The sequence below is a fragment of the Deltaproteobacteria bacterium genome (genome assembly GCA_016210005.1).
GTDB lineage: Bacteria > Desulfobacterota > Binatia > HRBIN30 > JACQVA1 > JACQVA1.
Genome location: JACQVA010000181.1, coordinates 1 through 11,856, shown reverse-complemented (window position 1 = coordinate 11,856; position 11,856 = coordinate 1). Strand labels below are relative to the sequence as shown.

Genomic DNA, 11,856 nt, shown 5'->3' with positions numbered 1-11,856 from the left:
TTTGCTGGCCAGGATGTAAACGCAGAACTGCTTGTCCATAGCGCCAAACGCCAAACTGGATTCCCGCTTTCGCGGGAATGACGGCCATAACACCGAACAGGATCAGGGTCGGCACCACGTTACCCACAAATTTGTCGCGCACCCCGAGTTGCTCCAGCGCCTCAATCGGCGAGCCTCGTTCAGGGGAGATTCGCCTCCGCCCACGCCGTAAAGATGCCGTGTGGTCGATGTCGCTGCTGCCGTGCGACGAACCCCAGCGCGGGTCGATGGCGACACCGGCAAGCATGGCCGCACACAGTCTCCGCAAACCTGCCCTGGGCGCAGCCCCGCCGCGCGGAAACACGTGCGGTGCGCTCCTTAGAGGGCAAGGCGCCGCTCGGTGGGCCAGCTGCTCCGGCGCGTTGTCGCCGGGCAACGCTTGACGGTGGCGGGGGGCTCGCATAGAGTCCGCCCGTCTTGCGGCTCCGAACGAAGGACTCACCGTGACAGACATGCTCAGAGATCGCGTCGCCGTCGTCACCGGGGCCGGGCGCGGCATCGGGCGGGGAATCGCCCTGGCGCTAGCGGCCGCCGGCGCCAGCGTCGTCGTCAACGACTACGGGGTCACGGCGGATGGCTCGGCGCCCAGCACAGGACCGGCGTTCGACGTCGTCAACGAAATCACTGCGGCGGGTGGGCGGGCTGTGGCCAACTCAGACTCGGTGGCAGCGTGGGACGGCGCGCGCAACGTCATCGAAACCGCGGTGGAGCGATTCGGCCGCATCGATATCCTGGTCACCTGCGCCGGCATCCTGCGCGACCGCATGATCTTCAACATGAGCGAGGAGGAGTGGGACTCGGTGCTGGCCGTCCACCTCAAGGGCACCTTCAACTGCATCCGTCACGCCGCCCCGCTGATGCGCGCGCAGAGATGCGGCCGCATCATTACTTTCTCGTCCGGCTCCGGCTTGTTCGGCAACCCGGGCCAAGCCAACTACGGTGCCGCCAAGGCCGGCATCAGCGGCCTGACTAAGGTCGCCGCACGGGACCTCGGAAAGTACGGCGTGACCGTCAACTCGATCTGCCCGGTAGCGGCCACGCGTATGACTCTGACGCCCGAAGTGCTGCGCGCCCGCGAGATTCGCAAGCAGCAGGGAATCATCCGCGAGGAGAAAGCCCTCAACCAATTGGAAAACCTCAAGCCCGAGGATATCGCCCCGATGGCGGTGTTCTTGGCGAGTGACTTCGCCGATAACGTCAATGGCCAGTTCTTTCTCTGTGCCGGCGGCTCGGTGTCGTTGATCTCGCAACCGCGGCCGATCAAGACCATCTATAAGGCCGGGCGCTGGACGCTCGATGAGCTCGATGCGCTGGTGCCGCAAACGCTGGCTGAGGGCTTGGTGAACCCGGCGCCGCCGCGCAGCTGACGGCACCGGAGCGGGGACTCGTCCATGGGCGAACGCCTGAAAGGCAAAGTAGCGATCGTTACCGGTGCCGGGCGCGGCATCGGCCGGGGCATTGCCCTGCTGATGGCGCAAGAAGGCGCTGCCGTGGTGGTCAATGATCTCGGGGGCGAGCCCGACGGCTCGGGGGCCTCGCCGGCGGCGGCCGAGGCGGTCGCCAGTGAAATCCGTGCTGCCGGCGGCCAGGCGGTCGCCAACTGCGACAGCGTCGCCGACTTCGCCGCGGCGGAACGTATTGTGAAGACCGCGCTCACGTCGTTTGGCCGGCTCGACATCCTGGTCAACAACGCCGGCATCCTGCGCGACCGCATGATCTTCAACATGAGCGAGGCGGAGTGGGAGGCGGTGATCGCCGTCCACCTCAAGGGCACCTTCAATTGCACCCGGCATGCGGCGCGCGTGCTGCGCGAGCAGAAGAGCGCCGGCCGCATCATCAGCATGTCGTCGACCTCGGGTCTGTACGGCAACTCCGGGCAAGCCAACTACGGCGCCGCTAAAGACGGCATCGCCGGCTTCACCCGGGTGGTGGCGCGCGACCTGGGCAAGTACGGCATCACGGCGAACGCGGTGGCGCCGGCGGCAGCGACGCGCCTGGTGGCGACCATTCCGCAGCAGGCGCGCGCCATCCGGCAGCAGCGCGGCATGGCCAGCATCGGCGGTGAGTCACTCACTTCATTGCCCCGCCCGCAGCGCGACCCCGACGATGTCGCCCCGTTCGTCACCTACCTCGCCAGCGACGCCGCCGCTAACATCAACGGCCAGACCTTCCTGGTGATGGGCGGCCTAATCGCGTTGCTGAATTACCCGGCGCCTGCGCGCACGATCACCGCCGCCGCTCGCTGGACGGCGGAGGAGCTTGCGGCCCTCTTCCCCTCCACGCTGGGTATGGATCTGCTCAATCCGGCGCCCGCCGGTAACGAGTGAAGCGCCGCCCGCTACGCCGGCAGCCGCCCTCTACGGCGGGCGCGCCGCCACGAGAATGGCCCTGGGGTCTAGCCGCCACGGCGCTGGCTCTGCTGGTCTACTTGCCCGCACTGCGCCACGGCTTCATCTGGGATGACCCGCTGGTTCTCGAACAGCTGCGTGCGATCCACGGCCTGCGCGAGCTGCTGCTACCGCCCGAGATCGTGCCCAAGTATTACTATCGGCCGCTGATCTTCCTGAGCTTTCTGCTCGATCGCTCACTGGGTGGCGAGACCCCCTTCTGGTTTCACTTCTCCGTCGTGCTGGCTCACGGCGCTAACACCGCGTTGCTGTGGTGGCTGGGCGTTCGTCTCCTGGGCAGCGCCTCCGCCAGCGCTTTGGCGGCGGCGCTCTTCGCCGTGCATCCGATCCATGTCGAGTCAGTGGCGTGGATCGCCGGCCGTTCGGACGTGCTAGCGGCCACCCTGCTACTGCTAAGCGCGGCCTGGCTCACCCACGAGCAACCGCGGTGGACGCGCTCGGCAGCGGTGGCCGCTTACGGCCTGGCGCTGTTTGCCAAAGAGGCCGCTCTCGGGGCGCTGTTGATTCTACCGCTGCTCGCCCTGGCTACCGGCAGGCGCCCGAGCCGGCAGGTACTGGCGGCGCTGCTCGCTGTAACAGTCAGTTACCTGATGCTGCGCCGCCTGGCACTGGGTGCGGCCGTTACCGGCTTTGCCAGCTCTGCAACGCCGGCCGCCGCGCTGCGCGACCTGTTGGCAGCGCTCGGCTTCTACACCAGCAAGCTGCTGCTGCCGGTGAATTTGAGTGCCTATGTGCCGGAGGTTCCCGCGGGCTGGTTGTCTCCCGCGCTCGGCTTGGTGACGGCCCTGGCAACCGCCGCCGCTGCGGGTGCGGCCTGGCGCCAAGACGAGCGGGTGACGGCTTGCTTGCTGGCGTGGTTTCTCGTCACGCTGGCGCCGGCGTTGGCGGTGATCGTGCGCATCAGCGCGCAGGCCCCCGTCGCCGAGCGCTACCTTTACATACCGTCGATTGCCGCGTGCCTGTTGTGCGGGCGCTTGCTGGTGTGGCTGGCAGCGCGGCGACCGTCATGGTTGCTGCCCGCGCGTGTCGCGGTGCTCGGCCTCAGCGCCGTGTTCGCGGTGCTGTGCCTCGCCCGCAACCGGGTGTGGGCCGACGATGTCTTGTTCTGGCAGGACGTGGCCGCCAAAGCTCCGGATTACGCCCTCGGCCATCGCGAGCTGGCGATGATCTACATGAACCGCAACCAGCTCGAGGCGGCCGACATGGCCTTGCAGCGCGCCCTCGCGGGCAAGTCTGACCGCGACGCCCGGGTGATGACTTTGAACAACGCCGGCAACCTTTACTTGCGGCAACAACGCCTGGACGAGGCCGAGCGCATGTTCAACGAGGGCTTGAAGCTGCACTCGCATCCGTACTTGCACTATGGACTCGGCCGCCTGGCGATGACGCGCGCCGAGCAGGCCCAGGCACGCAACGACGCGCAGGAAGTGAACCGCCAGGTCGCCGAGGCTCGCGCTCAGCTCCAACGCTCGCTGGCGCTCGACCCGCGCAGCGCCAAAAGCCAAGTGCTGCTGGGGCAAGTGTTGTACTCGCTCGGTGATCGGACCGGCGCCCGCGAACACCTGGAGCAGGCGCTACGCCTCGACGCCAGCGCCGGTGTCGCCGGCGTGGCGCGCCGCTATCTGCAAATGCTCGGGGCGCAATGACCAAGGACCGGCTGCGCCTGTGGGCGCTGGCCGGCATGGTCGCCGGCCTGGTGGTGACGGTGCACTGGCCGGTGCTGTCAGCGACCGCGATGTCGTTCGACGATCAGCAGTACGTGCTGCACAACCGCCTGGTGCTGAACCCGAGCCTGGTCTCCGCTGCCCGCTTTATGGGCGAAGTGCGTGATCCCTCCACGGTGCACGGCTATTACCAGCCGCTGGCAATGATCTCGCTGATGCTCGATGCCGCTGCCGGCGGGCGTCCGGACTATTTTCGGCCGTTCCATCGCACCAGCCTGGCTTTGCATGTACTGAACACGCTGCTGGTCATGGCGATCGTGCAGGCGCTGTTCGGCCAACCGTACGTGGCAGCGGCCGTTGCACTGCTGTTCGGTTTGCATCCGCTGACGGTGGAGCCGATCGCATGGGTGGGCGAGCGCAAGACCCCGCTGGCGGCCTTCTTCGCCTTGTCGGCGATCGCCACCTACATCGGTTACGCCCGCGCGCGCTCGTCGCTGCGGCTGGCCGCCACGGCCTTGCTCTACGTGCTGGCTTTGCTGTCCAAGCCGACGAGCACGCCGCTGCCGGTGATACTGCTGCTGCTGGACTGGTGGCCGCTGCGGCGGTTGAGCGGCCGAGCGCTGCTGGAAAAACTGCCGCTGTTCGCGCTCGGCGGTCTCTCGGCCATCATTACCGTGGTGTCGCAGACGGCCTCGGCCATCACCATCCTGCCGGGCGAGTATCCGCCGCTGCGCATCCCGCTGGTGCTTTGTCACAACGTTATCTTCTATCTTCACAAATTGCTTTGGCCCACAGGGTTGTCGCCCCACTATGCGTTCCCCGAGCCGATGTCGCTGGCGCACGGCGCCGTGGCCGCGGGTGTGATCGGCTCGGTGATGCTGGCGGCGGTGCTGCTGCTGTCGTTGCGCTGGACCCGCGCGTGGCTGGCCGGCTGGCTGATTTTTTTTGCTGCCGCCCTGCCCACCATGGGGGTGATTGGTTTCACCGATGTGATCGCGGCGGACAAGTTTGCCTACCTGCCGGCAATCGGCTTGCTGGCGGCGCTCGCCGCCACCGCCGGAGAGCTCTGGCGTCACGCCGGCGCGCGGCTGCGCGGCGTCCTGGTGGTTGTGCTGCTGGTGGCACTGGCGGCCGAGGCGCGCGCCACCCGGCGCCAGCTCGGCTATTGGGCCGACAGCGACACGCTCTCCGGCCGCGTCGTTGCGCTGGCGCCGCAGTCGCCGAGTGCGCGCGGGTTGCGCGGCGCCGTCATGTTCGCCGCCGGGCGCCTCGAGGAGGCAATCGAGCAGTACTCCGCCGCTACCAGCCTTCGGCCCGAGTTTGCCGAGGCCCACCACAACCTCGGCGCCGCTATCGCGCTCAAAGGCGATTTGGATACCGCCATCGTCGAATACCGCGAAGCCATCCGTTACTCCCGGGAGCCCAACCCGGATGTCCACTACGATCTTGGTACCGCACTCGCCCTGAGCGGCGAGCTCGGGGAGGCGATTGAGCAGTTCCGCCAGGCCCTGCGGCTGAACCCGGAGCTGCCCGAGGTGCACTTCAACCTCGCCATCGCACTGGCGCAGACGGGGAGGCCGGCGGACAGCGCGGCTCACTTGCGCGAAGCCTTGCGACTACGCCCAGGTTGGCCGGAGGCTGAACACAGCTTGGCCGCGGTCCTGGCGCAGTAAGGTCTGAGCCTCAGCGCGAGCGGGTCACACCCCGCTTGGGACAGTAGTTCTCGATCGGGCAGCGGCTGCACCACGGGGAAGTCGGTTTGCAGATCGTCTGACCGAACGCCACCAGCAGGTCGTTGTAGGCGATCCAGTACTGGCGCGGCAGCTTGCGCCGCAGCGCCATCTCGCTGTCGTGCGGCGTCTTGGTGCGCACGTAGTTCCAGCGGTTGGAGATGCGATGCACGTGGGTGTCGACGCAGATGCCGGGCTTGGCAAAACCCTGGGTCAGCACCAGATTGGCGGTCTTGCGGCCCACCCCATTGAAGCTGAGCAGGGTGTCGAGATCATCGGGCACACGGCCGCCGAACTCGTTGACCAGCCGCTGGCACAGCGCGCGGATGGTGCGCGCCTTGGTGCGATAGAAGCCGACCGGGTAGATGGCGTGCTCGAGCTGGCGCGGGCTCAGCTGCAGCATCGCCGGCGCGGTGTGGGCCAGGGCAAACAGGCGCTGCGAGGCCGGCCCGGTGGTCTCGTCCTTGGTGCGCAGACTCAGCAGGCACGAGATCAAGACCTGAAAGGGATCGCGGGTCTCCTGTGCCAGCAATGTCACAATCGGTGCATTCCAAGTCTTGTAGGCGCGCCGCAAAATGGCGAGGACGACGTCGATATCGAAAGCGGCGCGCATCGCCGCTGCCTGCGCTGTGCCTGTCGTGGGGGTAGCCTTGATCACCACGCCCCCCCGCTAACCGTAGTGCGCCTTCAGCACCTGCATGTACGGCACACAGGGGCGGCGCTCTTTGACGAAGTCGCGCGCGGCGGCAAGCGGCAGGCCGCCGTGCACGTGGAGATACGCGATCGCCACCGTCGGCGCGCGATTGCGCCCGGCGTTGCAGTGGAGGTAGACGCAGTGCTCGCCGGCAAGCAGCTGGCCGAGCAAGCCGACGATGCGATCGAGACGCGCGGCCAGGATGTCCATGTCGCCGTCGGGGATGGGAACGCGATGGAAGCCGAGATGGTGCTCGCGGTAGGCGCGCTGCAAATCGCGCAGGTCCAAGCCCTTGCCGGCGAGATCGGCGTCGTCTTGCAGGTTGAACACCGCCGTCACTTGGTGTTCGCTACATAACCAAGCCGCGTCGTCGGGTGTCGGGTATTCGCCCACCAGTAAATTGGGGATGATCCGCGTCAGATTCGGCCGTCCTCCCGGGCGGCCGGTCGATTCGTACAAGCGCCACAGCTCTCTGAGCATGGCCTCATCGCCTAGCCGTTCGCCCGCCGTCGCGCAACTCCCATCAGCTCCTCTGTCTCACATGACGGCTTCCGGTGCTCTCGCTCGCGAGCTTACTCGCTTGCGGGCGCCTATCCTGCGGCTTGCCGCGGAAATCGCCGCGGCGTAACCTGCGCCTGCCGCGCGGTCGATGGCCGATCGAGGCGAGAGCGCGGCGAGTAGGAGAGCCGAGCATGTCTAATCAGAAGCCCCGAGCATTCACACGCCGCGAAGAGCGCATCGGCAGCGTCATCGTGCGAGTGGCAGCGCAACTGAATACCTGGCTCTACCGCGCCAGCGGCGGCCGGGTTGCGGGGCGCTTTCCCGGTGGGGCGCCGGTGCTGTTGTTGACCACCATCGGCCGGCGCTCCGGCCGGCGGCAGACCGCGCCGCTGCTCTACCTCGAAGACGGCCTCAGGTATGTCGTAGTGGCCTCGAAGGGAGGGATGTCGCACCATCCGCTCTGGTTCAAGAACCTCGAAGCCAATCCCCGGGTCGAAGTCGAGGTCGGCAGGCGCAAGCTAATGGCGGCGGCGCGGCGCGCCACGGCTGAGGAGAAGGCCGTGCTCTGGCCGCGGCTGGTGGCCATGTATCCGAGCTACGCCGCCTATCAGGCGCGCACCGAGCGCGAGATCCCGGTGGTCATTCTCACGCCGCAGCCGGCCGGCGTCTGAGCTTCGAGCTAGGGCGCGAGCCAGGCGGCTAAGTGCGCGAGGTCCGGCACCTCATGCAGCGGGTGCGCCGCCCCAGGTGCCAAAGCCTCGTGGTGGCGGTTGACCCAGGCCACCGGGATCCCGAGCGCGCACGCCGGCACAACGTCGTGGTAGTAGCTCTGCGCTGCGTGGAGCCAGCGCGTGCCCGCGCCGCCGGCGGCGATGCGCCGGCGAGCTTCGAGGAAGTGAGCGTGGGCGGGTTTGTACGAGCCCACTCGCTGAGCGGTCACGAGGAAAGCAAAATCGGTCCTGAAATGGCGCCGAGTGGCAGCGAGCAGATCGTCGTCCACATTCGAGATAATGCCGAGCCGGTAGCCCGCAGTGTGCAAGCGCTCGAGCGCCGGGTTGGTGTCGGGAAACGGCCGCCATTGGGGTACGCTCTCGGCGAGCAACCCGGACTGCGCCGCCGGCAGGGTCCAGCCCAACTCCGCCGCCACCCGCCGTGCGCACTCGGCGAGCACCTCGCGGTAGGGGCGGTACGAGAGCTGCTCCACCTGCGCCTCGGCCCGCAGATAGGCGGGGAAGATCGCCGTGCGCTCTATGACCAGACCGGCGCTGCACGCGGCCGCTTCGATCGCCGTGGTGATGCCCCCGATCCAATCGATCAGTGTACCGTAACAGTCGAACGTTATTACATCATAGCGGTGCATATCTGTGTCCAGCTTTGCATTTGCCCGCAAGCGGCTCACAGCGTCTGGTCATAGATCCGCCATCTCTTGTAAATGCGGGCACCCATCAGCTGCAGGGCGGCGTTCATCGGGCCGTTGTCTTCGAGGATCCAGCTCATTTCCCCGGCGCGGTAGCCTTTGCGCAAGCCGCTCTGCCAGGTTTCCAGGTACAACAAGGCGCCGATGCCGAGCGGATGGTGGTCGGGCAGCACCCCCAAGGTGAAGATGCGCAAGAAGTCTATGTGGCGTCTGGCCCACAGCAGGCGCAGCCAGCCGAGCGGGAACAACCGCCCGCGCAACGGCTTGAGGGCACGGTTGATGTCGGGCAAGCAGAGCACGAAACCCACGGGCTCGGCTTCGCCGTCGACGTACGCAAACAGCGCCAGATCGGGGTCGGCAAGCAGCCGCAGATTGCGCGCCAGGTCGAGGATCTCCTCGTCGGACACCGGCACGAAGCCCCAGTTGCCGGCCCACGCCTGATTGTAGATGCGCTGGACCCGCTTGGCCTCGTTGCCGTAGTCGCGCAGGTTCATCTTGGCGATGCGCACTTGGTGGCGCCGGCGCGTGCGTTCGGCGGCCTCGACCAACGCCGGCGGCGCCGGGCCGGCGTCGAGCCAGTAGGCATACAGATCCTTCGCCTTGATTAGACCCACCTGCTCGTACAGCCGTTGATAGTAAGGCGGGTTGTAGGTCGTGAGCACTACCGGATCGCAGTCGAAGCCGTCGACCAGCAGGCCCACTTCCTGGTTGGTCGTGAAATTATTTGGCCCGCGCATGATCGTCATGCCGTGGGCGCGCAGCCAGGTGCGCGCGGCGGCGAAGAGGGAAGCGGCGACGTCGTCGTCGTCGATACACTCGAAGAAACCAAAATAGCCGATGGCGGCCTGGTGAAAGGCGACGTAGTTCCCATCCACCGCCGCCGCGATGGTACCGGCGACTTCGGTGCCGCGCCGGGCGACGAAGTAGGCCGCTTCAGCGTGGTGGAAAAACGGGTTGCGCCGTTGATTGAAGAACTGGCGGCGCTCGAGCAGCAGCGGCGCGACCCAGTGCGGATCACCGGCGTAGAGCCGGAAGGGAAAGCGAATGAACTGGCGCAAGTCGGCGGCGGTAACTACCGGATCGACTCGCAGCGCTGGTGCGCCGTCGCCCACCGCCACAGTCTCTGTCCGCTGCCCGCACTCGCTCGAGGGTCTGCTCGCCATAGACAAGACCGTCGCGGGTCTTCTACCCGGCAACGGGACGCCGGTTCAAGGGGAGGCGTAGGTAGGACATGTCGGGGCCCGAATCCATGCCCGGCCTCAGCCCATCGGTCCCTGATACACCTCCACGAAGCGTAGCATCAGCTCCTGCGGAATCGCCAGGTTGGCGTCGCGGTCCGTGCGCAGGCAGACCACCGCCGGCCCCTTGGCGGCCTGGGCGCGCCGCAGCGCTGGCTCGACCTCAGTCATCCGCTCGGCGTACTCACCGTGGCAGCCGAGGCCCTCGGCCACGCGCTCCCAACGAATCGTGCCCTGGTCAGTCCCGAAGGTGCGGCCGTAGAGCATGCGCTCGTTCGGTTCCTCCATCGTCCACGAGCCTTCGGCGAAAACGACGGTGGTGATCTTGACGCCGTCGCGCGCGGCCGACTGCATCTCCATGAAGTTGAAGCCGGCCGCGCCGTCGCCGGTGACGCACACGACCTCGCGCTCGGGCGCGCCCAGCTTGGCCCCGATGGCGGAGGGGATGCCGGTGCCGAGCATGCCGAGTTCGAGAATATTGTGGTACGAGCGCGGCAACGTCGGCGGCAGGCAGGTGTGCGCCCATAGAGAGGTATTGCCACCATCGGTGACGTAGATGGCCCCCCGGCCGAAAACCTCGCCGACGGCTTGCAACGCGTGCGCCGGGTGTATGCCGCTGCCCGTCCAGCTTCGCACCGGAGCCAACTGTTCCTCCCGCCAGGCCTGCGCCACCTGGCGGTAACGCGCCAGATCAGCCCCGTCGTGGGGGCGTACCTCGAGTGCCCGCAGCGCGCTCACCAGCCCCGCGATGGTGTTCTTGACGTCGGCGACGATGCCGAGCGCCAGTGGCCGGGTGACGCCCATATGGCGCGGGTCGACGTCGATCTGGATGAGTTGCTGGCGCGCGGGATCGCCCCAGTACTTGTCGTACGGAATGTCGAGGTTGCCCAGTCGTGATCCCGCGACCAGGATGACGTCGGCTTCCTGCTTGGCCACATCACCGCCGCGCCCGAAGCCGAAAACATAGTTGGGATGATCGAGCGCCACCGACGAGCGCCCGGCCATGGTAGCGAGCACCGGGCAGTTCAATAGGGCGACAAGTTCCAGCAGCTCAGCGTTGGCCTCCGCCCGGTCAACGCCGGCGCCGGAAACCACCACCGGCCGCTGCGCGTTGGCGAGCAGCTCGGCAGCCTTGCGAAGCTGGGCGTCGGATGCCTGCGGCCGCGGCGGGCGGTAGGCCGCCGGTGGCCAGAGCGGAGCGCTGTGCTCGTCGCCGGTCGCGTATAGCACGGGCGCCGGCAGCTCGAGGTGCACCGGGCCGGGCCGCCCCGCCCACATCTCGCGGAAGGCCAGGCGCACGATCTCGGGAATACGCTCCCACGACAGGATCGGGCCGCCCCACTTGACCGCCGGCTTGAAGACGTCGAGCTGATCCTGGCCCTGGAACGTGGAGGGCGGCGACGGATACACGATGCCGAGACGGTGCTGCGAGGTGATCGCCACCACCGGCACGCCCTCGTGGCGGGCGGTGATCACGCCGGGTAGCAGGTTGGCGGAGCCGGGGCCGGGGTTGCCGAGAACCACCGCCACTTGCCCGGTGGTCTTATAGAGCCCCTCTGCCATGTGTACGCCCGCCGCTTCGTGCCGTACCGGAACGTGCCGAATGCCGTAGCTGGCGAGTTGAGCGAGCAAGGGATCGATCTCGGGGGACGGCAGTCCAAACACGAACTTCACGCCTTCGTTGGCCAGGCAACGCGCGAGCAACTCGCCACCGGTGATTGTGCCCATTGTATCCTCCTGTCGAGCTGGCGGCTGCACCGGCCGTGCGCCATGGCTTTCGGATCCACCGCGAGGCCCGCTGCAACCGGGTATGCTCTCTGACACCAGCCGAACCCTAGTGCAAAGCGCCTTGATACGATAGGTATATGCCCCGAAGACCAAAGAGACTGATGGGGTCACAGCCATGCGCCGAGTGGACTCGCCCGCCGCCTGTCATCCGATGCACTGATGCAGGTCATCCACGAGGGCCGGGCAGATTCGGCAATAAACGTTTGTTCACCGGGGCGGTGACGGCGGCTTGAGGAGGCGTGCTCTGAACTACTATGGCCGAAAGTCTTGGCGTGGCGCGCAGATTTCCCTCCGTCATTCCCGCGAAGGCGGGAATCCATCCGGAGCCCCACCGCCCCTGGATGCCCGCCCCACGCCTTCGCGGGGGCAGGCTCTAA

At 67.2% G+C, this 11,856-nt stretch carries 11 protein-coding genes; 5 read left to right on the top strand and 6 right to left on the bottom strand.

What is annotated here, in order from left to right:
- The coding region (locus HY699_17480; GenBank protein MBI4517599.1) for a hypothetical protein at positions 1 to 286 on the bottom strand (286 nt) is incomplete at its 3' end.
- A gap of 205 nt (positions 287 to 491) precedes the next feature.
- On the opposite strand from HY699_17480, the gene HY699_17475 reads away from it, so the two are divergent.
- The 4 genes from HY699_17475 to HY699_17460 are packed head-to-tail and all read left to right on the top strand — an operon-like array spanning position 492 to position 5,784.
- A complete protein-coding gene (locus tag HY699_17475) occupies positions 492 to 1,406 on the top strand; it encodes an SDR family oxidoreductase (GenBank protein ID MBI4517598.1) in 915 nt (304 codons plus the stop codon).
- Positions 1,407 to 1,430: 24 nt separating this feature from the next.
- On the top strand, positions 1,431 to 2,366 hold the full coding sequence (locus HY699_17470; GenBank protein ID MBI4517597.1) for an SDR family oxidoreductase: 936 nt from the start codon (positions 1,431 to 1,433) through the stop codon (positions 2,364 to 2,366).
- Positions 2,363 to 4,093 (top strand): tetratricopeptide repeat protein, encoded by a 1,731-nt coding sequence (locus tag HY699_17465; protein MBI4517596.1) that lies wholly within the window; start codon positions 2,363 to 2,365, stop codon positions 4,091 to 4,093. Before HY699_17470 ends, HY699_17465 begins: the two co-directional genes overlap by 4 nt.
- Positions 4,090 to 5,784: a tetratricopeptide repeat protein gene (locus tag HY699_17460; GenBank protein ID MBI4517595.1), complete on the top strand. Its 1,695-nt coding sequence runs from the start codon at positions 4,090 to 4,092 to the stop codon at positions 5,782 to 5,784. The genes HY699_17465 and HY699_17460 overlap by 4 nt, the downstream gene beginning before the upstream one ends.
- A 10-nt stretch (positions 5,785 to 5,794) precedes the next feature.
- On the opposite strand, the gene HY699_17455 is transcribed toward HY699_17460, so the two are convergent.
- Both HY699_17455 and HY699_17450 read right to left on the bottom strand, forming a co-directional pair.
- The gene (locus tag HY699_17455; protein MBI4517594.1) at positions 5,795 to 6,454 is read right to left on the bottom strand and encodes an endonuclease III; all 660 of its coding nucleotides are present in this window, start codon (positions 6,452 to 6,454) and stop codon (positions 5,795 to 5,797) included.
- 57 nt (positions 6,455 to 6,511) lie between these two features.
- Positions 6,512 to 7,015 (bottom strand): dual specificity protein phosphatase family protein, encoded by a 504-nt coding sequence (locus HY699_17450; GenBank protein ID MBI4517593.1) that lies wholly within the window; start codon positions 7,013 to 7,015, stop codon positions 6,512 to 6,514.
- A gap of 212 nt (positions 7,016 to 7,227) precedes the next feature.
- Between HY699_17450 and HY699_17445 the strand changes: the two genes are divergently transcribed.
- Complete coding sequence (locus tag HY699_17445; GenBank protein MBI4517592.1) at positions 7,228 to 7,707, top strand: nitroreductase family deazaflavin-dependent oxidoreductase; 480 nt, start codon at positions 7,228 to 7,230, stop codon at positions 7,705 to 7,707.
- Positions 7,708 to 7,715: 8 nt separating this feature from the next.
- Here HY699_17445 and HY699_17440 read toward each other — a convergent pair whose 3' ends face one another.
- The 3 genes from HY699_17440 to HY699_17430 all read right to left on the bottom strand — a co-directional run bounded on the left by HY699_17440 (position 7,716) and on the right by HY699_17430 (position 11,419).
- Entirely contained in the window at positions 7,716 to 8,396 is a 681-nt protein-coding gene (locus tag HY699_17440) for an HAD hydrolase-like protein (protein MBI4517591.1), read from the bottom strand.
- Between the two features lie 35 nt (positions 8,397 to 8,431).
- Positions 8,432 to 9,616: an N-acetyltransferase gene (locus tag HY699_17435; protein ID MBI4517590.1), complete on the bottom strand. Its 1,185-nt coding sequence runs from the start codon at positions 9,614 to 9,616 to the stop codon at positions 8,432 to 8,434.
- 96 nt (positions 9,617 to 9,712) lie between these two features.
- A complete protein-coding gene (locus tag HY699_17430) occupies positions 9,713 to 11,419 on the bottom strand; it encodes a thiamine pyrophosphate-binding protein (protein MBI4517589.1) in 1,707 nt (568 codons plus the stop codon).
- Positions 11,420 to 11,856 lie beyond the last annotated feature (437 nt).

Excerpts from the sequence above, each read along its gene's own strand:
- HY699_17435 (MBI4517590.1), bottom strand. The coding sequence starts at position 9,616 with ATGGCGAGCAGACCCTCGAGCGAGTGCGGGCAGCGGACAGAGACTGTG.
- HY699_17475 (MBI4517598.1), top strand. The coding sequence starts at position 492 with ATGCTCAGAGATCGCGTCGCCGTCGTCACCGGGGCCGGGCGCGGCATC.
- HY699_17430 (MBI4517589.1), bottom strand. The coding sequence starts at position 11,419 with ATGGGCACAATCACCGGTGGCGAGTTGCTCGCGCGTTGCCTGGCCAAC.
- HY699_17445 (MBI4517592.1), top strand. The coding sequence starts at position 7,228 with ATGTCTAATCAGAAGCCCCGAGCATTCACACGCCGCGAAGAGCGCATC.
- HY699_17460 (MBI4517595.1), top strand. The coding sequence starts at position 4,090 with ATGACCAAGGACCGGCTGCGCCTGTGGGCGCTGGCCGGCATGGTCGCC.
- HY699_17440 (MBI4517591.1), bottom strand. The coding sequence starts at position 8,396 with ATGCACCGCTATGATGTAATAACGTTCGACTGTTACGGTACACTGATC.
- HY699_17455 (MBI4517594.1), bottom strand. The coding sequence starts at position 6,454 with ATGCGCGCCGCTTTCGATATCGACGTCGTCCTCGCCATTTTGCGGCGC.
- HY699_17470 (MBI4517597.1), top strand. The coding sequence starts at position 1,431 with ATGGGCGAACGCCTGAAAGGCAAAGTAGCGATCGTTACCGGTGCCGGG.
- HY699_17450 (MBI4517593.1), bottom strand. The coding sequence starts at position 7,015 with ATGCTCAGAGAGCTGTGGCGCTTGTACGAATCGACCGGCCGCCCGGGA.